Here is a 23,186-nt window from a genome sequence, read left to right on the forward strand (position 1 = left end):
GTTTGGTAGGATGCAGGAAACATATTGGTTTAGGGGAGCTGCACTGAGGCTCCCTATTTTTTGTCCCCTTTATTGTCTCAAAGCCCTGTACCGCATGACGTTGAGTACCCTTGTCACCCGTTAAGCCACAGCCCCATTTACAGGACAGAGGTTTAAACCGATGATCGATCCATCCTTTCCGTGAGGTCAAGGACTATCGAAGGGGGTCTGGGGCCATTTCGCTGGCCCCAGAAGCAGATCTGGCCTCTAGCTCAAATTGTGCGCCGCAGCAACTAAGGTGAAAACATAAGGCTGATCGCTGCTCTCTCGCACTCTTTAACTCGTAATTTCACAACATCAAATTTGGCAGATCTGGGCGGGCTATGAAATAATGAAAGACTGTGTTTTAATTTCTTGCCCGCATTATCTCCAGGTGATCTGTCATGGCTAAAGGCGTCCGCCTCGTCATAACCCTTGAGTGCACCGAGTGCCGGACTAACCCGGACAAGCGCTCTAACGGTGTATCTCGCTACACCACCCAAAAAAACCGTCGCAACACGACCAACCGCATTGAGCTGAAGAAGTTCTGCACCCACTGCAACAAGCACACCGTCCATAAAGAAATCAAGTAATTAGCACCCATGGCCTACTTCCGTCGTCGAGTTTCTCCAATCAAGCCCGGAGACCCAATTGACTATAAAGATGTCGATTTGCTCCGCAAGTTCATCACCGAGCGCGGCAAAATCTTGCCCCGCCGCATCACCGGCTTGACCGCTAAGCAACAGCGGGCACTCACCACTGCCATTAAGCGGGCCCGCATTATTGCCCTGCTACCCTATGTGAATGGGGAAGGCTAGGCTAGGCTAGGGATGGCGATCGCTAGGGTGTTGGCTTGGTTGACAAAGGAACGCTAGTCGAATTCAAGCACCAGGGGCAGCCCCGATTGGGGGTTGTCGAGCGACCTGAGGGCAAAAAAAACTGGGTGGTGATCGACGAGCGGGGCCAAGCCCACACCCTTCATCCCCGCGATCTCACCTATGAGGTCAGCGACGTTACCTTCAAACCTGCGGATATTGCTCCTTTCGTGGCCGAGGCCGAGGCGTATATCGATCCGTCCAGCCTGGAAATAGCCTGGGAGTTTTTAACCGAGGCCGGGGAGTCGGCTGACCCGGCGACTCTGGCGCAGCTGCTGTTTTCTGACCAAGGCCCTGCCTTCTGCTATGCCGCCCATCGGTTGTTAGCCGACGATAAGATTTTCTTCAAACAAAAGGGCGATCGCTATGAGCCCCGATCGGCGGCCCAGATCGAGGAGATTCGCCTGCAAATTGAACGCGAAACCCAGCGCCAGCAGGAGTGGGAAGCCTTTACGACTAAGGCTCGCCGGGGTCTAGCGGGAGAAAGCGTGGACTGGGAAAAGGGCGATCGCCCCCGCCTTGAAACCTTAGAACGCCTGGCCCTGTTTGGGGATGAGTCGAGTCAGCGCCCCCAAGCAGTGGAAATTCTCAATGCGTTGGGCTGTGCCCCAACAGCGGCGGGCGCATTTGATACGCTAGTGACACTGGGGCTGTGGAGTGTTCACGAAAATCTGGCCCTGCGGCGCAGCCAAATACCCGGCCACTTCTCTGAGGAAACCCTCACCATGGCGCAGCAGCGTCTCGAGTCTCCGCCACCCGATCCCGATGCCCAGCGGCTAGACCTTACCCACCTCAAGGTCTACACCGTAGACGATGTCAGTACCCAGGAAATCGACGATGGTCTGAGTCTAGAAGCTCTGGAAGGCGGTGCCCATCGGGTGTGGGTGCATATTGCTGACCCCACTCGCTGGCTGATGCCAGGGGATGATTTAGATCTAGAAGCTCGCCGTCGCTGTACCACTGTCTACTTGCCCACAGGTATGATCCCGATGTTTCCGGTAGAACTGGCTACCGGAGCTATGAGTCTAATTCAAGGGCAAATCTGCTGTGCTCTGAGCTTTGGCATTACCCTCACCCCAGAGGGCAATATTCAAGACTATACGATTCATCCCACCTTAATTCGCCCTACCTATCGACTCACCTACGACGATGTGGATGAAATGCTGGAATTGGGCATCACCGCTGAGCCAGAACTTCACGGGTTGGCGCAATGGGCAAAGACCCGAGGCCAGTGGCGCTTAACCCAGGGAGCCATCAGCATTAACATGCCCGAGTCGAGCATTAAGGTGTCTGAAGCCGAAGACGACATTATTATTGAAGTTCTCAACGACTCTATGGCCCGCCAGATGGTGGCTGAGATGATGATTTTGGCCGGTGAAGTTGCCGCCCGCTATGGTCAGGCCCACGCGTTGGCAATTCCTTTTCGCGGTCAACCCCAGCCCGAGTTGCCCTCCGACGAAGAACTGATTTCGCTGCCTACGGGCTGGGTGCGAGACTCTGCTATTCGCCGCTGTATGACCCGCAGCGAGGTCGGGGTCACGCCTAGTCGCCACGCTACCCTGGGTTTAGAGAGCTATAGCCAGGTTACCTCCCCGATTCGTCGATATCTCGATTTGTTGGTTCATTTTCAGCTCAAGGCCCACCTGCGAGGCGAGCCGCTGCCGTTTTCCTCGACCGAGGTGACTGAACTGGCAATTGGGGCTAGCTCTGCCGCCTACGAGGCTACCTTAGTCGAGCGCCAGACCAAACGTTACTGGGCTTTAGAATACCTGCGCCGCCACCAAGACCGCACCTGGGATGTGATGCTACTCCGCTGGCTGCGCGAAGATGAGGGCTTGGGATTAATCATGGTCGAAGATCTGGGCCTAGAGTTAGCCATGCGCTTTAACCGGGCGGTAGCGCTGGGAGAGCAACTCTCGGTGCGGGTCAGCCATGCCAGCCCCCGGCAGGACGTGATTCGGTTTGAAGAGGTCGTGGCTGACGAGAGGGATGTCTCGTCGGCAGTGGCAACCGTAACCTAGCCCCTTGGGTCAAGGCCCTTAGGGCTGATTCTTCAACTCGACCAATGCCTCTTCCCAAATCGGCCTAACTCTCGGCTGCAAACAGTAATAGTTTGTTACAATTGCTCTCTGATACCGATATAACCAAATTGCAAATCTTGCCGCACCGTTTTTCTAAACCAAGATAGTTCCCGCCCTGTTTACGGCTTGGCCCTCCGAGGGGAGCGATCGCGGTTGCACTGTTCAAGGTATGGCTCTGGTCAAGGTGCTTAAGGCAGGCATGAGCACTACTGTAAAGACCGGGGCGACGCACTGGTGTATAGCCAGCGCACGAGAGCGACCTGTTTGAGGGGGCTACCCCGTTTGGCTCTAGCTATATTGCCTGACCTACCCCTAGTCTTTGGCTGAGCTTGTTGTTTACTATCGCGAGGCCAACGGTCTTTTGACCATAGATCAATGCGTCATTACGTGCCTCTAGATGCTCCGGCAATGGTGCTCGCATCTAGGAAAGTGACGGCTTTTATTTCACCCCCTTTAATCGCATTAAAAAATATTAAATCCATGAACATCCCCCTCAAAAAATCCGATTTCGTTCTGGCACCCTATATGAGAAGCGATGATCTAAGAGCCAGTATTCAGATTCTTAATACCGTTATTCCCTACATAGGGTTGTGGATTTTGGCAGTCAAAGCCGCTGCTATTTCTCTCTGGTTGCTGCCTCCCATAATTATTTTAATTGTGCTTTTTTCCCTGCGCTGCTTTTCCTTGATGCACGACTGTGGGCACTATTCGCTTTTTCGTTCTAAGCAAGTTAACCGCGCGGTGGGGTTTCTGCTGGGTTTGATCAATGCGATTCCTCAGTATGCCTGGTCTAGGGATCATGCCTATCATCACAAAACCAACGGCAATTGGGAGCTGTATCGCGGCGTTGCAGATTTTCTCTCTACGGATGAATTTTCTCAGCTTAGCGCCTCTGCACAGCGGAACTACGAAGTCCTCCGACATCCGCTGATGGCAATCCCGGGTGGTTTTTTCTATCTGGCGATTCAACCAAGGTTGGGACTGCTTATCGGTGCCTACGATTTTGTCGGTCACCTGTGGATATCTGTACAGAAAAAATCGACTATGGGTTTAAAGCAAATTATCTTCTCCCACCACTCGAAACACTGGCAGTCTTCGGCAGAGTTCTGGGATATTCTCCTGAATAATATCTGTGTGATTGGAGGGTGTTTTCTGCTCGGCCATCTGGTTGGTTTCAAGCTGTTTTTCAGTCTTTATTCGATGGTTTTAACCCTGTCAGCAACTATTTTTATCTGGATTTTCTTTGTACAGCATATATTTGAGGATGTCTATGCCCACAAAACCGATGGCTGGGACTATCTACTCGGAGCCGTTGACGGCAGCAGCCTACTGAAGTTGCCCGCTGTGCTCAATTGGTTTACTGCAGACATCGGTTATCACAACATTCATCACCTCTCAGAACGCATCCCCAATTACCACCTCAAGGCCTGTCAACGCGAGAATGACCATCTTCTTTCTACAGTGAAAACGTTACGAATGGCGGATATGCTCGATTGTGCCCGCTATATTCTGTGGGATCCTGAGGCTAGCAGCCTGGTAACGGTTCAATCGTTTCGCCAGAGGGCTCAGGCTAGGGTCTATCAGGGCGTTGCCTAGAACGAGGGGTGTGTAGGCGCGCCATTGACCTGATGCTGGAGCCCTCTTCTGGCTCGACCTGCGTGTCTACATCTACGGCTGCGATCGCTAGGTCTAGGCGCAGTTTACACCGCCTAAGCGACTAATGGCCCAGGGTTCTGGTTGCTAGCAACCAGAACCCTGGGCCATCAAGGCCAGTTCTAAACGTTCTCAAGTTAAGAGGCGAGGGCAATCTCAACCATTTCTTGCAGTTTGCCGTTTTGGTAAAGCTCGATCAGGATGTCAGAGCCACCCAGGAACTCGCCGTTGACGTATACCTGGGGAATAGTAGGCCAGTTGGAATATTCTTTGATGCCCTGACGAATATCTGGGTCAGCAAGTACATCGACAGTTTCGAAGGGTACACCCAGTACATTGAGAATTTGCACCACATTGTTAGAAAAACCGCACTGAGGCATGAGCTTGTTGCCCTTCATAAACACCATAATGGTGTTGTTTTGTACTAGCTGATCGAGCTTTTCTTTGGTTGCTGCATCCATAGTATTAATACCTCGAGAGAACAGGGTGGGTAGAACGGAACGAGTGGTTGGTTCAAGACATGCCTGGGCTCAGGCGCTTTGTGCAGCCCAATCGTCTGGGGTATAGGTCTTTAAGGCTAGCGCATGGATGGCTTCAGAGGACATCGCTTCGCGTACTGCCCCATAGACCAGCTGATGTTGTTGTACTAAACTACGCCCTGCAAACTGGGATGACACAACCACGACCTGATAGTGGTCGCCGCCACCGGTCAAATCTTGTACTTCCACCTTGGCATCTGGAAGGCCAGCCTGAATCATGGTGCTGACCTGGTCAGGGGTAATCATGGGGCAAGGTTCCTTCTGGGATAGGGGGCTGGGGTGCTGAAACTCTCCAAGACTATATTGCCAGGGACATGCCTTAGTTAGCTAGCGGTCAGGCATTGAATCTGGCTATAGCTGGCCCAGAGGCTACTCAGCAGGAGTCGTGGCCTCAGGGGATGTCGTGGCCGCCCGTCCGTTGTAGGGCTCATCCACAAAGCCTAGCTCAAAGAGCTGCTGATAGGCGCGCTGACCCAAGTCGCGGGTGGGCTGCTGGCTGCGCAAAATTTCCATCAGCAGGGGTACGGCCTCGTTGGGCTGGTCTTGGGCACGGTATACCAGGGCCAATTGATAGGTGGCCTGATCCCTCAGCTGGGCAGTTGCCAGGGCTTTTTCGCGGTGGCTACGGTTGAGCTGGGTATCGACGCCTACGAACATCTGAGCTAGTTCTTGATAGTAGGTGGAGAGCTGATTGAAGCTCTCTCGGGCTTCTGTGAGCTTCGTTTCGGCTAGGGGATAGTTTTGGTCAGCAATGGCGGCCTCAGCTTCAGCCATGAGCTGCTGACCACTGGCAATACTCAAGCTGCTGGTTGCTTGATCGAGAGGGCGCACTGGATCAGCGCCACTGGTTTGGGCTAAGGCCGCCCCAGACGCACTCCCAAGCAGGGCTATAGAGAGCGCAGTGACGGCCCAACCGCCCAGGGAATAGCGTAAATAACGAAGGGAAACGACCATGAATACAAAGGGGTGAGGGACAATGAGCATGAAAATCACTGGGGTATCTTATCATCTCGGTATGACCTAGTCTCCGCTTTTGAACCAGTAAGGTAACTGTCCCATTAATTATGTGGCTCGGCCTGAGCCTATATTTGAAGCCTCAAAATTCCCGTCGTTGGCTAATTCTATATGACTGCATCGCCTGCCGATCCTCGCTCACCCCAGGGCAATGGCCCCCGCGACGGGTTTCGGGGCGAAATTCTTCAGCGCGGTGGCGAAGAACTATTGCTGGAAAAAGTGCCCGATCGCTTTACCACTCGACTGACTGAACCGAGCGCGTTAGAACGTTTGCAGCGGCGGCTTGACCCGATCGCTCTGCGCCCTGTAGCTGGTGGACAACTGGTGGAGTGGCAGGTTGCAGCCGTGGTTCTAGACGCATCTGTGGCGCTGGCTCGACTAGATGCGGCGGTACAGTTTGCTAGCCATGTGTATCGGTTGGTGGATAGCCCCCAAACCTGGGTCTACCTGACCGATCAGCTGACGGTACAATTTGCGCCTGATGTCTCAGCCTCAACGATCGCAGAGATTTTGGCAGCTTTGGGCTTGGCCGTTGAACACCCCCTGGAGGGCATTCCCAACGCCTTTGTGGTGCAAGTTACTCGGGCGGCGAGCGAAAACCCAATCAAGTTGGCCAATCGGCTGATCGCCCTCGGGGCCGTGCTGGCCGCAGAACCGAATCTGTCGATCGAGATTGGCAGTCTCTATCGCCCTGGGGACGATCGCTATCCTCAGCAGTGGCATCTGTTTCACCAGGGTGGGGATAATCTAGCGGCGGGGTCGCATATCTCGGCTGAAGCGGCCTGGGACCTGACCCGCGGCGCTCGTTCAGTGGTGATTGCCGTCAGCGATGATGGGTTTGACTTGAACCACCCCGATCTCCAGGGCATGGGTAAACTGGTGGCCCCGCTGGACTTGCAGGAGAAAGATGCGGTGCCGTTGCCCACCAAGCAGAGCGACAATCACGGTACGTCGGTTGCTGGGCTGGCCATCGGCGAAGAAAACGCCATTGGCATTGTGGGGGTCGCGCCTGGCTGCGCTTTCTTGCCCTTGCGCACAACCGGATTTATCGATGACGTGGCGATCGAGCAGTTATTTGGTGAGGCTGTTCGCCGGGGGGCCGATGTGATTGTCTGTAGCTGGTCGCCTGCTTCCAACTACTTTCCGCTGACCCTGCGGCAGACCAATGCGCTCACCCGGGCCGCGACCATCGGGCGCAATGGCAAGGGCTGCGTGATCGTATTTTCGGCAGGAAACGCCAACCGCCCCCTCAGCGGTACTATCAACGAAACCCAGTGGCCACAAAATGTTCTCAGTGGCCTCACCCGGTGGCTGAGTGGGTTTGCGATTCACCCCGATGTGATTGCGGTGTCGGCTTCAACCAGTCTGGGCACTAAGGCGGCCTACAGCAACTGGGGCCAGCATATTGCCGTGGCCGCCCCGAGCAACAATGCTCCGCCTGGGGTGGCCTTGCCCCAGGTGGGCAGCGTGCAGACGGGGCCGCCCCTGCGCCAGTATCTGCCAGGGTTGGGCATGGTAACCAGCGATCGCATTCAGGGGGCAGGCTATAGCTCAGATGACTACACCGATAGCTTTGGCGGTACCTCTAGTGCTTGCCCCGTGGTGGCGGGGGTAGTCGGTCTGATGCTATCGGTCAATCCCAATTTGACGGCCCGCCAGGTGCGCGAGATTTTGCAAGCCACCGCCGACAAGATTGTCGATCGCAGCCCAGACCCGCAGCTGGGTCTTCAATATGGCACCTATGATGCTAACGGGCACTCTCAGTGGTTTGGCTATGGCAAGGTCAACGCAGCGGCAGCGGTGCGCGAGGCCCAGCGACGGGCTTTCTTGGGGCGACAGGTGAGCCAGGTGGTGCGACAGCAAACCCAGACCCCGATGCCCATTCCTGACAATCAGCCGGACGGGCTGGAGAGTCGCCTCACGGTTGCGGCGGCTGGCTCCGTAGCCGATGTGCAAGTCGAGGTGAGCATTGATCATCAGCATCTAGGTGATGTCAGCCTGACGGTAGTGGCCCCGAACGGTGTCGTCGTCCTGATTCAGGGGCGTACCCTAGGGCGACAGACAGAACTGCGCTCCACCTACACGCTTAAAACCACGCCAGTGCTAATACGGCTACTGGGTCAGCCAGCCCAGGGAACCTGGCAGCTAAAGGTCGTGGATCATGCCCTGGGGGCCACAGGCAGTCTCCTGGGCTGGGGCTTGACCCTAGGTATGGGCTAGCTAGGGCCAGGGCTAGAGTCTACCGCCGCTGAGGAAACTGAGCCCAGCTTTGACGGCCTCGTAGCCAAAGGTCAAAATCAGGGTGGTGAGGATGCCCCCCATCACGCACAGCACCAGCCCACCCAGGCTAATCGCCCCGTCATCGTCGAGCAGGCCAAAGCCCGTGACGAAAATGCCCATGGCGGGCAGGGTATTGGTTCCTGGTATGGGGATCATCATTGAAATCGACATCAGGGCGATCGCAATACCCAACACCGTACGGCCTGGCAAGCTGGTGCACACGGGCGTAATCCGAGGTTTTGAGACCGCTTCCAGTCGCCGCAGCCAGGGAATGCCTGCCTTGACAATTTTTTGTACCGAAGGTAAATCAAACTGCTTGTGGCTCCAGCTCTCTGGCAGCCACGGGCGGGTGCGTCCAGCGATGAGCTGGACGGCCAGTAAAAACATGACAATTCCAAAGGGCACCGAATAGCCTGGAGCTGGTATCGGTAATGCTGAGGGCAGGGCTAGCAGCACAAACAAAAAACCAAAGGTGCGCTCTCCCGCCAGGGCAAGAACCTCTTTGAGGCTGACCTGGGCAGCGGTAACCTCTTCAAAAAAATAGCGATTTAATTCGGTAGAAAGGCGAGCCATAGAAGTACGTATAGATTACGAATATAGGGTAATTGCCGCTGTAGCCAGCGTCATCATGGCAGAACAGCGGTCTCTGGATACCTAAAAGCGATCGCCCAAAGCCGGGGCGATCGCTCTATCGTGCCTACTTTAGCAAACTCAAGCGGTCGCTTAACCAGCCCTAGGTGGGGATTCACGACAGCTTTGCAGAGATCGGGCGACGGGTCAGCGCTGCACCCACACGTAGTCTTGTAAAAACCTATAGAGCCGCTGCCTAAACTCATCTCCAGCCCAGGCCGTGAGGTCGTTGTGATCGGCATTGGGCACCAGCCACAGGGTCTTGGGGCCGCCAGTCGCCTGGTATAGTGCTTTGCTCATGGTGGCAGGAATCGATGCATCAGCTACGCCATGGATATATAGGGTAGGCATCTCAAGGTGCTGAACTTTGGCTAGGGAATCAAATTTTTGGTTCACCAGCCGCCGCGCCGGGAACCAGCGATTGTACTGCGATCGAGAGGCCATATCGGCCATGGAGGTAAAGGATCCCTCCACCACCAAGCCTGCTAAATGAGGGATATGGCTGGCCAACTCAATACCGATGGCTCCCCCGAGGGAATGGCCATAGATAACCAAATGGTGGGCCGCAACCCCTCGCTCGTGATGTAAATATTGCCAGGTCGCCCAGGCATCTTCGTAAAGGCGCTGCTCGCTGGGGAAAGGGCCGCTACTTTGACCATAGCCTCGGTAGTCGATGGTGAGTACCGCCGCACCGAGCGATCGCAGCTCCAGTGCCTTGCCCAGGTTGTCAGAGATATTCCCGGCGTTGCCGTGCAGGTAGAGAATCGTCAGCGGGTGATCGCTTTTAGCTGGCAACCACCAGCCATGTAGACGCCCGCCGTCGGTTGACTTTACCGGTATCCAAACGTCGGTATAGTCTACGCCAAAGGCACTGGGGGTGGTAACGACAGTTGCACTGGGCAAATACATCAGCCGTCGCTGGGATACCCATAGCCAGCCACAAAGGGCTAGGTAAACTATGCCTGCAGTACCCAAAATACCTAAGAGAAGCTTGATAACGGACATGGAAGAGAGGGTACAAGTAATTGGGTAGATACGCTGCCAAACCAAATGACCTGAGGCCGCTATGGCACCTGCCCCTAAGTATGAGGGATGGGTTGACATTAGCCAAACTACCCTGTGACGATTTTTAGGTCGCCGAAAATTTAGTCAACTTGCTTTGGCCGTTGAAAAGATTGAGTTGAAGCAGCTTCGACCCACCCACTGGCCATATTCCTAGGTCAGCTTTGCCCTACGCTTGTGCCACTCAGTGGCCTGTTCGTAGGCGTAGCCCACTTCAAACAAGAGGTCTTCTCTCAGAGCATTGCCGATCAGCTGCAGGCCAATGGGCAGCCCTTGGTCGTCAAAGCCGCAGGGCAGACTCAGCCCCGGCAGACCGGCCAGGTTCACCGGGATTGTCATCAGATCAGACAGGTACATGCTGAGCGGATCGTCCACCTTCTCGCCTGCTTTGAAAGCCGTGGTAGGAGTAGTGGGGCACACGAGGATATCGACCTGGCTAAAGGCAGTTTCGAAGTCTTGTTTGATCAGGGTGCGTACCTTTTGGGCCTTGAGGTAATAGGCGTCGTAGTAGCCTGCTGATAGGGCGTAGGTGCCGATCATGATCCGTCGCTTGACCTCGGCCCCAAAGCCCTCGGCGCGGGTTTTGGTGTACATGGTCATGAGGCTATCGTTATTGTTGCGGGCACCGTACTTGACCCCGTCGTAGCGGGCCAGGTTAGAAGACGCCTCAGAGGGCGCAATGATGTAGTAGGTGGGTAGCCCGTAGGGAAATCGCGGGCAGGAGATTGCTTGAATTTCCGCCCCTAAATCCTTTAGCTGTTGAATCGCGGTTTCGGTGGCAGCCCGGACGGCGGGGTCAATGCCCTCGGCGGCAAAGGTTTCGGTGATGATGCCCACCTTGCGGCCTTTAAGGTCGGTTTTGAGGTGCTGGGTGTAGTCGGGAACGGGCACATCCAGGCTGGTAGAATCTTTGGGGTCGTGACCTGCGATCGCCCCCAGCAGTAACGCTGCATCTTCGACAGTAGGAGTCAGGGGGCCAATTTGATCAAGTGAGGAGGCGTAGGCTACCAGCCCAAAGCGCGACACCAGCCCGTAGGTGGGCTTGAGCCCCACCACCCCACAGAAGGCCGCCGGCTGACGAATAGAACCGCCAGTGTCAGACCCCAGCGCCACCGCACATTCTCCGGCGGCAACGGCGGCAGCCGATCCGCCAGAGGATCCACCCGGCACCCGGCTCACATCCCAGGGGTTGCCGGTGAGCTGGTAGGCCGAGTTTTCGGTAGAACTGCCCATGGCAAATTCATCGAGGTTGGTTTTGCCCAGGGCGATCGCCCCCGCCTCCCGCAGCCGCTCCGTCACGGTAGATTCGTAGGGGGGCACAAAATTCTCCAGGATTTTCGATCCGCAGGTAGTGCGGATCCCTTCGGTACAGAGGTTGTCTTTGAGTGCGATCGGAATCCCCGCCAACAGGCCAATCTCTTCCCCTGCGGCAATGCGGGCATCGACCTGGGCGGCTTGAACCAGAGCCTGTTCGGCTGTAACCGTTAGATAGCTTTTGACCTTGGGTTCCAGGGCTGCAATCTGGTCGAGGTAGCTCTGGGTAATCTCGACCGCAGAGCGTTCTTGGCTGACCAACTGTTGATGCAGGGCACGGATGACAGACATGGGACTCCTTAACAACTGATCCTGGAAGAACAAATTTTAGGTGGCGGGGAACAGGCACCAAGGTATCAGTATAGGAAGGATAGGGCGCGAAACGCTGTTTTTAATTGAGCATAGGGGCATAGTCGGTGGCCTGGTGGCAGAACTACAATGGGTAGAGACTAACCTCATTTAATCCGGCGGTAGGTTGCCCCAAGACTCCAGTTTTGCAGTCAGAAAGAACCGCCGCTGGCAGCATTTTATGGCACACACCCCCCTCTTTCAGCTGTTGCAGCGAGCCGTTGCGAAGGCTGCTAATTCGCCGCATGATTTTCCAGCCGCTGATGGTGATGCTGGGGCCAGCGAGAGGTCCCAACGGCATCCTGCTCTATCGCGGCGGCAGCTACTGCGTTGCTCAGCCCTGGCGGCAGGAACGTTTTCCTTGGGAGACCTCAGGCTCTCAGGGCAAGGTTCCGCCAACTCAAATCTACGGATTGCCATAGTCGGGGGTGGCATGGCCGGGTTGAATGCGGCCTATACTCTACAAAAATTAGGCTTCTCAGCCACGGTGTACGAGGCAAAGCCCTACGTGGGCGGACGCATTCAGTCTCGCGAGGGGCTAGTGTTGCCAGGCTTGGTGAATGACTTGGGGGCGGCGTTTATCAATTCGGAGCATGCCGATATCTTAGCTCTGGTCGCAGAGCTGGGCCTAGAACTGTTCGATCGCCGCACCCTGACCCAAAACCTGCCCTTTCCTGAAGTGGCCTTTTACTTTGAGGGCTGCACCCTGTCAGAAGCGCAGCTGGGGGAAGATTTAGCGTCGCTGGCCGCCCAGATTGGCCGAGATGGGAGACGGCTGGCAGCGGATTTTGACCGCTACGCACCCCTGTTTGACGCGCTGTCGGTCGCAGATTATTTAGATCTGCACCGGGATAAAATTGGCCCGCGATATGTGCGATCGCTGCTCGAAGCCACCATTCGCAGCGAGTATGGAGTCGAAGCCCAGGAATCTTCAGCGCTGCAACTGCTCTACAACTTGCCTCAAGTGCGCAACCGTCACGTTGTCCCCCTGACCGCCGATGAATTGTTTTTAGTCAAGGGAGGCACAGGGAAAATTCCCCAGGCTCTAGCGGCTCGCTTGCAGACCCCCGTAAAGACCGGTTGGCGGTTGCGAGCCATTCAGAGTCAGGGCTCTGGGTTTTGCTTGAACTTTGACCAAGGCGAGATCGACGCCGACTACGTCATCTTGGCCCTGCCTTTTCCAGCCCTGCGTCGCATCGATCTGCGGGTAAACCTGCCCGCCACCCTGACCCAGTTTATTCAGGAATGTGGCCCTGGTCGCAATGAGAAGCTGTTTGCCGGCTTTACCCATCGTCCCTGGCTCCAACCCCGAGGATTCACGGGCGGCGCTTGGAGCGACTTGGGCTATAGCGGTCTTTGGGATGACACTCAACGCCAGCCAGAGCATCAGCAGGGGGTATTGACGTTCTTTCTGGGCGGCGATGAACTAGGTCAGGCAACGGGCACCGTGGCTGAACAGGGACGGGCACTGGTGCGGCGCACCGTTCCCTATGTCGCCAATTTAGACAGGGCCGCCGACGATCGCTATGCCCGCACCGCCTGGGCTCAAGACCCTGACTTTGGCGGCGGCTACAGCACGTTTAGGCCAGGGCAATACCTGAAATTTAAAGACTTTCTCTACGTTGAATCCGATGATCCCCTAGCACGGCAGACGGTGCAGGTGGGCAACCTGGCCTTTGCCGGTGAACAGTTTAGTGACGAATACTACGGCTACATGAACGGGGCCGCCCAGACCGGGCGACTGGCGGCTACGGCGATTTGCGTCGCCATTAGAAACCGACGTCGCCTGAGTATGCTGCCCAATTCGCCAGGGCGATTGCACCATGGCCACCCTGCCCTAGCGTAGGCCGAGCGCCCTAATAGCTACACAGGTGAATCGGGGCCGATCGCTGAACACAAAAGCCTTGGAATCGAGCGACTCCAAGGCTTGTATCGGTTAGATAGAGGCGATTGAAGCCGTTATCTAGTCGCGGTTGATGGCGATCAGCAGCCGCAGAATGAACACGAACAGGTTGATGTAGGTCAGGTACATCGACAGCGCTGCCGATAGGTACTGCTCGTCTTTGTAGGTGCGGGGCAGAATGAAGAAATCGACCACCGAGGCACCACAGAACACCAGCACCCCAAGGCCCGAAATCGCGATGTCGAGAAACTGGGGAATGGGGCCGCCAAACAGCGCGAAGATAAACTGGCCCACCACCGCGATCAGCACGGCTACAATGCCGATGCCGATGGTACGGGTGAGGGCGAGGCCATCTTCTTCAGATAGGTTGGAGCCGATTTGGCGGGCGGCGATGAACACCACCCCGCAGGACAAAGCGGCCGCTCCGATGCCGGTGACCCCAACTCCAGCGGTGCCCAGGGCGACGGCCAGTAGACCGCTGAGGGTGTAACCGGTCAGCAGACTGTAGGTGGCCAGTAATGGCAGGGCCGTGCTGTTATTGCCCTTAGAGGCCACGTTCATCGCGACAAAGAAGAGGGCAATTTGGGCAATCAACGCCACCCAAAAGGTGGGCATGAAGATGGCTTGGTTGGTGGCCATCACGCTGAGGCCGCCAAAGGAGCCCAGGGCCGTTAGAATCAGGCCGCCACCGACGAAGGGGAGGGCGTTTTTGATTACATTGGGGCCGACTAGGCTTTGCCCTTTAGCCTTGCTAATGGCTTCACGAAAGTTGCTGGTATTACTCAAAACCCTATCCTCATACAACGAATAGATTTGGCACAATAGATTTAGGTGGCCCAGGTAGTGCGATCGCAAGCCGTGCTGAGTACACACTTAGACAAGGGCTCGAACGATGCAACCTGGTTAAGCAAATTTTTCTTATCTAGATTCTAGTCAACTTTCCTGAATCAGGTAAGCCGCCCCAGGTGTGGATATCTACCCGTGAGCTGGGTCTGAGGGGTTGTCGTCGGCAATTGTAAAGCAACGGCTGCTATCACGTCAGCGCTGTATGGAGTTATAAGCACGGGAGAAACGATGATGAATCAGTCAGTTAACCTCGCCACGCCTGGAATACGGCTGTATCGGAGCTTTACTGGGAGTAGGTTATACCGCAGAACCTTAGGCGCAGCGGCCCTACTAGCCCTGCTAGGGCTGTTGCCTGCCCAAGCGCAAGAGACTGTCATCCCAGGGTCAGACCGGGTGATTCGCTCTCACCGGGTGATCATTCGGCAACCGTCTAACAATCACGGGCCTGTCATTCTTGTGCCCTATCCTCGACCAACTCCCGAGGTAGAGCCAGTTAGGCTAGAGTTTGACGCGCGAGGTACCGATTGGGGGTCGGTCTACCTCAACAATCGCCTGGTGTATCGGCCCCACAACTTTGATCGTCAAGCAACCCTCTATCTGCCCCCTGGTGGCTATCGCCTCGAGATCACCGGGGTGGTGCGCTCTGATGTGTGGGCCAGTGGCTACCTCGACCTGGGCCGCGACAGTTCGCGGCTAGTCGTTGTCCGGTTTTCTAAAGCCGGGGGAGTGGCGGTGTCGGGCAGCCCCTACGTTTGGATTCCAGACTAGGGAGAAAATGGTTGGCGGGGCCAGACCTAGGGCTAGTCACGCCAACCGTTTTTTAGGCTATAGACACCACTTTGATGGCGTCTGGATGGCCAGGGTTACCCTGAATGGCCAAACTGCGCTGATTGGCATGGAGGTGTCGCACAATGGCGTAGATGGTCTCTATCTCCGCCGGAGCACCGGCTCGTTCAGCCAGCGCCGCCAGGGTTAGGGGCTCGGAGCTATTGGCCAGGGCATGCAGTACGGCCTGCTGCAAATCCAACACGCCAGCGGCGGCCTGCTTGCCCGCCTCAACCCCGGGCTGGTGGTAGGCGTTGATGTTGACTAAGGAGGCGTAGAAGCCCACGGCCCGCTCATATAGGGCAATCAGTGCGCCAACGGTGTGGGCATTGACCTCGGGGAGGGTCAGCGTAATCGAACCTCGGCTATTTTCGTACAGAGCCTTGCGGGTGCCCTGCAAGAAACCAAACAGATAGTCACCGCTGGTGGTGTCCGGCTCTAGCTCAACTGAGGTACCCTGGCGATCCTTGAGCACTTCGATAAACGTGACAAAGAAGCTAGCCACGCCTTCTCGCAGCTGTTGTACGTAGGCGTGCTGGTCGGTAGAGCCTTTGTTGCCGTAGACGGCGATGCCCTGGTAAACCAGGTTGCCATCGAGGTCTTTTTCTTTGCCCAACGACTCCATCACAAGCTGCTGCAGATAGCGGCTAAAGAGCAGCAGGCTGTCTTTGTAGGGCAGCACTACCATGTCTTTTTCGCCTTTGCCGTTACCGGCGTAGTACCAGGCTAACGCGATCAGGGCAGCGGGGTTGCGGCGTAGATCGGGCACTCGGGTGGCGGCATCCATTTCTTTGGCACCGCCCAAAATGGATCGAATGCTGATATTTTGTAGGGCCGCAGGCAATAGCCCCACCGCCGATAGCTCCGAGGTGCGACCTCCGACCCAGTCGCGCATGGGGAAGATAGCCAGCCAGCCCTCTTTTAGAGCTTGGTTTTCGAGCTTGCTGCCCCGACCGGTGACGGCCACCGCCTGCTTGGGAAAATCTAGGCCCCTTTCCTCAAACCGGGTGCGAACCTCCACCATGCCGTTGCGGGTTTCAGCGGTGCCCCCTGACTTAGACGTCACGATGACTAGCGTAGTGGGTAGCTGGTCTTGCAGCCGCGCTAGCAGGCGATCGATGCCCTCTGGGTCAGTGTTGTCAATAAAGTGAATCGCCAGCGGCGGAAAGTCTGGCCCCAGCGCCTGGGCCACAAATTGGGGCCCCAAGGCCGAGCCGCCGATGCCAATAGACAGCACATCGGTAAAGCGGTCTTGCCCCGGCGGCACTATGCCACCGGTACGCACTTGGCTGGCAAATTGTTCAATGCTGGTGAGGGTTTCGAGAATGTCTTGCTTGAGCTCGGGGGTCGGCGCCAGGTCGGCATCGCGCAGCCAGTAGTGGCCCACCATGCGATCTTCGTCGGGGTTTGCGATCGCGCCCGCCTCTAGGGCTGCCATATCCTCAAAGGCCTTAGCAAAGCGGGGCTCCATCTCGGCCACAAACGCTTGATCAAAACCCATGCGGCTGACATCGAGATAAAAGCCCAGACCTTCGTGGTAGTAGAGCCAGTCTTTATAGCGTTGCCAGAGATCGGCGGCATCCATCCTGTCACTCCTCGGTCTAACCGGATTCACTAACGTTCTGAGGTGCAGTTTAAGATAGGACGGCACCCATAACCAAAAGGGTGGCTAAACATACAGATAGTTAGATGTCTCCAGCCTTGACCTCGAGAATGTGAGGAGAGGTCATAAACAGTTCAATCACCTGGGTGGGTTCCAGCATGGTTTGGATGGCTCAGCGAATGGTCACAAACGCTGTAATTCTAACGCTGTAATTCTATAGCTCTGCTGGTGGAAGAGGGGTTAACGCCACCTTAAGCTCTGAGACTACCCTCCAATGGCTGATGGCTGGCGATGTTTTAAAGCTCTGACTTAGTACTCCACGGCGCAAGTTTAGATACTATTCCTTAGGGCTGGGGAGCAGGGGAGCTAGGGAGCCAAGCGATCCAGAACGGTGGACATATTTCAGCCTTCGAGTACTAGCTCGTCTAGGTCTTTTGGCGTTGGGTTTAGATCTCTTATAGAGGTCAGGGCGCTTTACGACTCAAGATGGCGGCAATCTGTGGTAAGAGTCGCTATATTAAAGTCCATCAGTGTGTTTCCCCTAACAGCTTTTATGCCTTCCCAGCGCCAGACCCAGCTAATAGAATTTTTGCAGACAGAGATCGCCCTTTCGTCGGATGCGATCGCGATCGGTCTGCGTCAGGCGGGGCAGGCAACCAACCTGCTGCCCATGGCCCTCTGGCAATATGGCCTAGTCACCACCGAGCAACTCAGCCAAATCTTCGACTGGCTAGAAGACCTGGGGCCAGCCGCTCTATAAGCGACTGACCAGGCTTCCAAGTCAGCAGCATAGTTGCGGAGATGCTCTAAAACTCATCGTTACCGTAGTTCATCGGCGATTCATTGTCGCGCCGCGAACCCAGCAAATCGAGCCGATCGACTCTGACCACGGGCTTAGAACGACCGACCCCGGTTGAGCGATCTTGCCAATGGTCGAGTTTAATGGCCCCACTCACCCCAATTAAGCTGCCTTTGCGCACATAGTTGGCTGCCACTTCAGCATTTTTGCCCCAAAGCTCGAGATTAAACCAGTCGGGCTTGTCGTCGCGGCTCGATCGCCGCCGTACAGCCAGGGTCAAATTACACACCACCGTGCCCGACTCAAAATATTTAACCTCCGGGTCTGTGCCCACGCGGCCGACCAGAGTTACCACATTAATCGTCATTGTTGCTTGCCCAACACTCGTCCCCGCATTGTAGGCGAAACCCAATCATTCGTCAGGAACTACCCTCCATATCTACTCGTCATTACCAGCCTGTCGGTCACTACTTGGGGAACATGGGTTATCACTACTCTTGATTCTTTATCCCAGGCAGGATAGAGCTTAATAAAGGCGTTTTCCTTTAATTGATAAATATCCTGTTACTGGACGTGCCGATACGAAACGTAATAGAATCCACAACGGCATCGTTGCTAGCCTGACTGGCTCGCCTTGATGTCGGTGACTGTCTTTTTTTTAGTTTAGGGGCGTTCTTGCCTGTGGCTCTCTTCGACAGATTTTCCCGCGATATGGGTATTGACCTTGGCACGGCCAATACGCTGGTCTACGTTTCTGGCAAAGGGGTGGTGCTGCAAGAGCCTTCCGTTGTCGCGATTGACCAGATAGAGAAGAAACCCCTGGCTGTTGGGGAAGAGGCCAAGCGTATGCTGGGGCGTACTCCTGGCAACGTTGTGGCGCTGCGCCCGCTGCGAGATGGCGTAATTGCCGACTTCGACACGGCTGAGCTGATGCTAAAGCACTTTATCCGTCAGGTTCATGAGGGCCGTACCCTGGTATCGCCTCGGATTGTGATTGGCATTCCCAGCGGTGTGACTGGGGTTGAGCGACGGGCGGTAATGGATGCGGCGCAGCAGGCTGGAGCTCGCACGGTCTATCTCATTGATGAACCTGTGGCAGCGGCTATTGGTGCTGGCCTGCCTGTTGCCGAACCGACGGGCAATATGATTGTCGACATTGGCGGTGGTACCACCGAGGTGGCCGTGCTGAGTTTGCAGGGCACGGTGCTTAGCGAGTCGGTGCGGGTCGCGGGCGATGAGCTCAGCGATGCTATCTCTAGCTACATGAAAAAAGTGCACAATCTGGTGGTTGGTGAACGCACCGCCGAGGAGATCAAAATCAATATTGGGTCAGCCTACCCTAGCCCCGACGACAATGAAGTCGCCATGGATGTGCGGGGTCTGCACCTGTTGTCTGGGTTACCGCGGACGGTAACGGTCAAAAGCGCTGAAATCCGCGAAAGCATGGCTGAGCCCCTCTCGGTCATTGTAGAAGCCGTCAAGCGTACCCTAGAGCGCACTCCGCCTGAGCTAGCCGCTGACATTATCGATCGCGGCATTATGCTGGCCGGGGGCGGCGCGCTGCTCAAGGGCCTCGATACCTTGATTAGCCATGAAACCGGTATTTTGGTGCATGTGGCGGCTGATCCGCTCAGCTGTGTGGTGCTGGGTACCGGACGAGTGCTAGAGAACTTTAGCCAAATGGGGCGGGTCTTTAGCGGACGAAGCCTCTAGGGCGCGTCGGGGTTGTCATCTACGCAGAAAGTATGTTTGCTTTACGCCGCTGGTGGATACGTCATGCCTTAAAAGCGGGAATGGTTACTCTGGCCATTTCCTCGGCTTGGCTATTGCGGGCCAGCGATGGCGCTCTGATCTATGAAGCTTATCACTGGGTGACTCGGCCTCTGCAACCAGGGCTGAGTCGGGAACAGCAGTTTGAAAATAGCTACATTCTGGAGCTCCAGGAGCGCATTGTTGAGCTAGAAAATCAGAACCGGGCACTGCAGGCGGTTGATGCCTATGAAAAAAGCATCACGACCGAGGGCACCCGTGCGACGGTAATTGGGCGTGGGGCTGACCACTGGTGGCAGCATGTGATTCTCAACCGAGGTAGCCGCAGTGGGGTCGATGTCGGGTACGTGGTCACTGGCCCTGGTGGGTTGGTGGGCCGAGTGGTGGCCGTATCGCCCAGCACCTCGCGGGTGCTGCTGGTCAGCGATGCTACCAGTCGCATTGGGGCTAAGGTGAGCCGTAGCCGCACCATGGGCGTCGTGCGCGGCCAGTCGAATAACCGAGTGATAATGGAGTTTTTTGAAAAGCTGCCCGACGCTAAAGCGGGTGATGTAATTGTCACCTCATCGTTTAGCCGTTTGTTTCCCAGGGATGTGCCGATTGGGCGGATTGAGTCGATTGACTTGACCAAAAGCCCTGCTCCAGAGGCTGTGATTCAACTGTCGTCACCGCTGCCGGTGCTGGAGTGGGCGATCATTCATCCGTTTGAACCGCTAGAAATGGTAGATATTCCGACGCTTCCCGGCGCTGAATCTGAGAATGGTGCCCGTCTCGATGGTAGTGGTGGAGCGATGCCATGACGATTGTGACACGGGCATCGTCGTTGCCGCTGTGGCGACGACCCTGGGTGATCAATAGTGCTGTGACGGTAGCCTCCGTGTTGGCCTGTCTACTGTTGCTTCCTAGCCGCATTCCTGGCATGCAGTTATTGGGGGTATCGCCCCACTGGCTGTTGATTTGGGTGGTCGCTTGGAGTGTCAAGCGTACCCAGTGGGAAGGTGCGATCGCAGGACTGGTGCTGGGTCTACTGCAAGATGCCATGACTGCCCCGGCTCCTACCCATGCCCTCGGCTTAATTGTGGTGGGTGTGCTGACGGCGCGACTACAAAAGCAGCGCTACCTGCAAGAAGACATTGTCTCGGTAGCGCTGATTGTCTTTGTTATGGCCGTCATTGCTGAGACGGTGCTGGCCCTGCAAATGAGTTTGAATCAGCTCATATCGGTCGATTCTCTCTATCCGTCTCTGGATAAAATCTGGCTATATCACCAGCGAGTGGCACTGAGTTCGGCGATTTTGAGCAGCCTTTGGGCACCGGCCCTCTACTACCCGCTCAATCGCTGGTGGGATCGGTACTCAACTGACGCCTAACGCAGCCGTAAGCTTAAGCGCAGCGCTGTCTGAGGGTAGAGCGCTGCTGTAGTCGTTGGCAGGCCGTCCACAGGTTGGGCATTAGGTGAGTAGGGCGAAACCCCTGCAGGTAGCTGCTGCTGCGAATACCGCAGGTGACGGCCACCGTATCAATGCCGTGGGCTTGCCCAGCCATAATGTCGGCCTCGGTGTCACCGATCATCCAGGTTTGGCGCAGGTCATAGCCTTGGCGCTGCTGGGCCACGATCGCCGTGCCGAGCAGATCAACTTTGTGATTGGCCTGGTTGTTGTAGGCGGCCTCGACTTCGGGCATGCCGTATAGGTCGCTAATGGCCCAATAGAGGTCGTGCTGATCTAAAAACGTTAGCACCTGATTGGGCGGGCGCAGGGTAACCAAGACCACCCGTATGCCACACTGCTGCAAAATATCTAATCCTTGGTGTGCCTGGGGCTGTACCTGGTCGTGATCGAGCAGGCTGGCGTGGTTGACAATGCGGCTCACCTGAGCCAAAAAACTATCGATTTGCTGGCCCTCAAGCCCAGACCAGTGGGCGATCTGGCGATCGGGTACACGATTTTGCTTAAAGGTCCAAAACTGGGCCTTCGAGAGATAACGCACGGTCAGAGCATCTCCCTGGGCTTGGGCTTGGGTTTGTACCCACGCTAACCCCTGGCGGTAGGTGGCGTAGTAACGTTCGGAGACATCGGCGATAGGGCCGTCGAAGTCGCAAAAAACTGTAATTGCAGACATAGGCGGTAGAAACTCCCTAGGGCTAAGGGCGGTTTGATTATCATTAAATGGTTCTTTATGTCAAATTTATTAGTATTTTCTTTACAAACTGCAAAGCTTATTTACTTTAGCAACCCGGGTGCAAAATGACCACTGCATTAACTCGGAGGCTAGGGTGGGCCTATGCTACTGCCAAAGGCTCATGCTTACGGTGGTTTCTATAGCAGTGATAGGGAGAGGATTGGCGTCGGCTCCTTCAAGACGTACGAATGTAGCGAGATAAACGGTAAGCCGCCAGCTTTACATCTTCTGGGGTTAACCGTTGCCGCTTATTGTCGATCTCATCCAGCAGGCGCTGTAGCTCTTCGTCGAGGGACTGGCCTGGATTCCGCAAGGGCTTGTCTTTGAGGGGAGATATCCGTTGCTTGCGGGCGTTTAGTTTCATCGTGGATCAACGTCCTGGGGCTGGTTGCGGGGCACGCTGAGAGTATTCTCTGCAGGAATGACGCTGCTGCCATCTGTAGGGCTGGTAGCACTTGGAGCGACTGCAATCGCTATGGCTTTAGCGTCAATCTGCTTTTGTCATCAACGTGCGGAAACCAGCTTGCAGGAAATGGCGATCGCTTGTCACGGCATCGGTCAGGTTTTGCTGCTGTATGACGACAAAGGAGATGCAGTCGGTTAATCCCCAGGCTTTGTCAGCGCGAGATTGATAAAGGGCGAGTGCTTTCATCAGTAGCGCTGTATCGACACTGACGACGTTGATATTGTCGGTGCGGTAGCACTGCTAAATGAATTGGACTGCACCACTGCGGTTAAGGGCACTTAGCGCATTACCGACTTCTACCAAAATGGCTTCGGTGATCCAGACTTCTGAGGCGGTACGAACACGAGGAAAGAGTCGTTTTGCCTGCTGATGGTAGTCGTCGCGGGGGTTGAGCAATGCCTGCATAAAGGCGGTGTCGAGAAATAGACGCTCACGACTCATGAGTCGGCTTCCTGATGTTTGGGGGTGCCGTAGAGATAATGGTCATGCTCGGCTGACCAATCGGCTGAGGCCTCGACGGTGCCCGTGAGAGATTCGAGGACGTCCCAGGCATTATCGGACGTTTCGATGCGCTGCTGTCGTAATGACTCAACAAATTCTAGAACTTGTTGTTGTAAGTCATCAGGCAAAGCATTCATCTCTTCAATAACCTTAGTAATGATGGAGTTGCTCATAGGTAATCTACTCTTTTTACACCTAGAAACCCTGTTGTGGGCAGTGCCCACTCTATTTGCTACTCCACAGGAAGGATTGTGGACGTTATTGTGAAGGGAGGACGAGAGAAGTTGATCTCATTGAGAATGATTTAAAGCTTAGGAAGCGATTGATGGAGTGGTGGGCAAAGCTCACTCTAAGTAGCTAGGCGCAATTAAATATAAAACGTTCCAGTGGGTAATCTCCGGTTCTACTACGTGCCTCCATGCCCTCAATGACGGTCATGGCCAGGTCATATTCGTTATCAAACATCTGCCCGGCAATCT

Annotated in this window: 23 protein-coding genes and 1 pseudogene; 11 read left to right on the top strand and 13 right to left on the bottom strand. The window is 55.6% G+C overall.

Features of this window, described 5'->3' with window-relative positions:
• The first annotated feature begins 422 nt into the window (after nt 1–422).
• The 4 genes from rpmG (at nt 423) to IQ254_RS18830 (ending at nt 4,570) form a co-directional block, all read left to right on the top strand.
• Nucleotides 423–611, top strand: a complete 189-nt coding sequence (rpmG, locus tag IQ254_RS18815; RefSeq protein WP_072015960.1) for a 50S ribosomal protein L33 — start codon at nt 423–425, stop codon at nt 609–611.
• Between the two features lie 9 nt (nt 612–620).
• On the top strand, nt 621–836 hold the full coding sequence (gene rpsR, locus IQ254_RS18820) for a 30S ribosomal protein S18 (RefSeq protein ID WP_193967701.1): 216 nt from the start codon (nt 621–623) through the stop codon (nt 834–836).
• A 35-nt stretch (nt 837–871) separates the two neighbouring features.
• The gene (locus tag IQ254_RS18825; protein ID WP_193967702.1) at nt 872–2,914 is read left to right on the top strand and encodes a ribonuclease catalytic domain-containing protein; all 2,043 of its coding nucleotides are present in this window, start codon (nt 872–874) and stop codon (nt 2,912–2,914) included.
• Nucleotides 2,915–3,454: 540 nt separating this feature from the next.
• The gene (locus IQ254_RS18830) at nt 3,455–4,570 is read left to right on the top strand and encodes a fatty acid desaturase (RefSeq protein ID WP_193967721.1); all 1,116 of its coding nucleotides are present in this window, start codon (nt 3,455–3,457) and stop codon (nt 4,568–4,570) included.
• Nucleotides 4,571–4,764: 194 nt separating this feature from the next.
• Here the strand turns inward: IQ254_RS18830 and grxD are convergent, their stop codons facing one another.
• From grxD to IQ254_RS18845, 3 genes are all read right to left on the bottom strand, one after another.
• Nucleotides 4,765–5,088 (bottom strand): Grx4 family monothiol glutaredoxin, encoded by a 324-nt coding sequence (gene grxD, locus IQ254_RS18835; RefSeq protein ID WP_193967703.1) that lies wholly within the window; start codon nt 5,086–5,088, stop codon nt 4,765–4,767.
• A gap of 69 nt (nt 5,089–5,157) precedes the next feature.
• Nucleotides 5,158–5,412, bottom strand: coding sequence for a BolA family protein (locus tag IQ254_RS18840; RefSeq protein WP_193967704.1), 255 nt, complete (start codon nt 5,410–5,412; stop codon nt 5,158–5,160).
• Between the two features lie 123 nt (nt 5,413–5,535).
• Nucleotides 5,536–6,120, bottom strand: a complete 585-nt coding sequence (locus tag IQ254_RS18845; RefSeq protein ID WP_193967705.1) for a hypothetical protein — start codon at nt 6,118–6,120, stop codon at nt 5,536–5,538.
• A 171-nt stretch (nt 6,121–6,291) separates the two neighbouring features.
• On the opposite strand from IQ254_RS18845, the gene IQ254_RS18850 reads away from it, so the two are divergent.
• On the top strand, nt 6,292–8,400 hold the full coding sequence (locus IQ254_RS18850; RefSeq protein ID WP_193967706.1) for a S8 family serine peptidase: 2,109 nt from the start codon (nt 6,292–6,294) through the stop codon (nt 8,398–8,400).
• Between the two features lie 12 nt (nt 8,401–8,412).
• Here IQ254_RS18850 and IQ254_RS18855 read toward each other — a convergent pair whose 3' ends face one another.
• From IQ254_RS18855 to gatA, 3 genes are all read right to left on the bottom strand, one after another.
• Nucleotides 8,413–9,033 (bottom strand): exopolysaccharide biosynthesis protein, encoded by a 621-nt coding sequence (locus IQ254_RS18855; protein ID WP_193967707.1) that lies wholly within the window; start codon nt 9,031–9,033, stop codon nt 8,413–8,415.
• Nucleotides 9,034–9,237: 204 nt separating this feature from the next.
• Nucleotides 9,238–10,095, bottom strand: a complete 858-nt coding sequence (locus IQ254_RS18860) for an alpha/beta hydrolase (RefSeq protein ID WP_228040871.1) — start codon at nt 10,093–10,095, stop codon at nt 9,238–9,240.
• Nucleotides 10,096–10,305: 210 nt separating this feature from the next.
• Nucleotides 10,306–11,757: an Asp-tRNA(Asn)/Glu-tRNA(Gln) amidotransferase subunit GatA gene (gene gatA / locus IQ254_RS18865; protein ID WP_193967708.1), complete on the bottom strand. Its 1,452-nt coding sequence runs from the start codon at nt 11,755–11,757 to the stop codon at nt 10,306–10,308.
• Nucleotides 11,758–11,995: 238 nt separating this feature from the next.
• Between gatA and IQ254_RS18870 the strand changes: the two genes are divergently transcribed.
• Nucleotides 11,996–13,660: an NAD(P)/FAD-dependent oxidoreductase gene (locus tag IQ254_RS18870; RefSeq protein ID WP_193967709.1), complete on the top strand. Its 1,665-nt coding sequence runs from the start codon at nt 11,996–11,998 to the stop codon at nt 13,658–13,660.
• A gap of 117 nt (nt 13,661–13,777) precedes the next feature.
• On the opposite strand, the gene IQ254_RS18875 is transcribed toward IQ254_RS18870, so the two are convergent.
• Nucleotides 13,778–14,503 (bottom strand): Bax inhibitor-1 family protein, encoded by a 726-nt coding sequence (locus IQ254_RS18875; RefSeq protein WP_193967710.1) that lies wholly within the window; start codon nt 14,501–14,503, stop codon nt 13,778–13,780.
• Nucleotides 14,504–14,791: 288 nt separating this feature from the next.
• Between IQ254_RS18875 and IQ254_RS18880 the strand changes: the two genes are divergently transcribed.
• Nucleotides 14,792–15,331: a hypothetical protein gene (locus tag IQ254_RS18880; protein WP_193967711.1), complete on the top strand. Its 540-nt coding sequence runs from the start codon at nt 14,792–14,794 to the stop codon at nt 15,329–15,331.
• Nucleotides 15,332–15,383: 52 nt separating this feature from the next.
• Here IQ254_RS18880 and IQ254_RS18885 read toward each other — a convergent pair whose 3' ends face one another.
• Complete coding sequence (locus IQ254_RS18885; protein ID WP_193967712.1) at nt 15,384–16,973, bottom strand: glucose-6-phosphate isomerase; 1,590 nt, start codon at nt 16,971–16,973, stop codon at nt 15,384–15,386.
• Between the two features lie 571 nt (nt 16,974–17,544).
• On the opposite strand from IQ254_RS18885, the gene IQ254_RS18890 reads away from it, so the two are divergent.
• Nucleotides 17,545–17,751 (top strand): DUF2949 domain-containing protein, encoded by a 207-nt coding sequence (locus IQ254_RS18890; protein ID WP_193967713.1) that lies wholly within the window; start codon nt 17,545–17,547, stop codon nt 17,749–17,751.
• Between the two features lie 46 nt (nt 17,752–17,797).
• On the opposite strand, the gene IQ254_RS18895 is transcribed toward IQ254_RS18890, so the two are convergent.
• Nucleotides 17,798–18,157, bottom strand: coding sequence for a single-stranded DNA-binding protein (locus IQ254_RS18895; RefSeq protein WP_193967714.1), 360 nt, complete (start codon nt 18,155–18,157; stop codon nt 17,798–17,800).
• A gap of 314 nt (nt 18,158–18,471) precedes the next feature.
• Here IQ254_RS18895 and IQ254_RS18900 point away from each other — a divergent pair, with 314 nt between their 5' ends.
• From IQ254_RS18900 to mreD, 3 genes are read left to right on the top strand one after another with little or no spacing between them, the layout of a single operon-like run.
• A complete protein-coding gene (locus IQ254_RS18900; protein ID WP_193967715.1) occupies nt 18,472–19,503 on the top strand; it encodes a rod shape-determining protein in 1,032 nt (343 codons plus the stop codon).
• A 32-nt stretch (nt 19,504–19,535) separates the two neighbouring features.
• Nucleotides 19,536–20,360 carry a rod shape-determining protein MreC gene (mreC, locus tag IQ254_RS18905; RefSeq protein ID WP_193967716.1) on the top strand — a complete coding sequence of 275 codons (825 nt, stop codon included), beginning with the start codon at nt 19,536–19,538 and terminating at the stop codon, nt 20,358–20,360.
• Complete coding sequence (gene mreD, locus IQ254_RS18910; protein WP_193967717.1) at nt 20,357–20,929, top strand: rod shape-determining protein MreD; 573 nt, start codon at nt 20,357–20,359, stop codon at nt 20,927–20,929. Before mreC ends, mreD begins: the two co-directional genes overlap by 4 nt.
• 13 nt (nt 20,930–20,942) lie before the next feature.
• On the opposite strand, the gene IQ254_RS18915 is transcribed toward mreD, so the two are convergent.
• From IQ254_RS18915 to IQ254_RS18930, 4 genes and pseudogenes are all read right to left on the bottom strand, one after another.
• Nucleotides 20,943–21,680 (bottom strand): HAD family hydrolase, encoded by a 738-nt coding sequence (locus IQ254_RS18915; protein WP_193967718.1) that lies wholly within the window; start codon nt 21,678–21,680, stop codon nt 20,943–20,945.
• Between the two features lie 235 nt (nt 21,681–21,915).
• Complete coding sequence (locus tag IQ254_RS18920; RefSeq protein ID WP_193967719.1) at nt 21,916–22,104, bottom strand: hypothetical protein; 189 nt, start codon at nt 22,102–22,104, stop codon at nt 21,916–21,918.
• 123 nt (nt 22,105–22,227) lie between these two features.
• A pseudogene (locus tag IQ254_RS33725) lies at nt 22,228–22,647 on the bottom strand (type II toxin-antitoxin system VapC family toxin).
• Nucleotides 22,644–22,880, bottom strand: a complete 237-nt coding sequence (locus tag IQ254_RS18930) for a hypothetical protein (RefSeq protein WP_193967720.1) — start codon at nt 22,878–22,880, stop codon at nt 22,644–22,646. The pseudogene IQ254_RS33725 and the gene IQ254_RS18930 overlap by 4 nt, the downstream one beginning before the upstream one ends.
• Nucleotides 22,881–23,186 lie beyond the last annotated feature (306 nt).

It is taken from the genome of Nodosilinea sp. LEGE 07088 (assembly GCF_015207395.1).
GTDB lineage: Bacteria > Cyanobacteriota > Cyanobacteriia > Phormidesmidales > Phormidesmidaceae > Nodosilinea.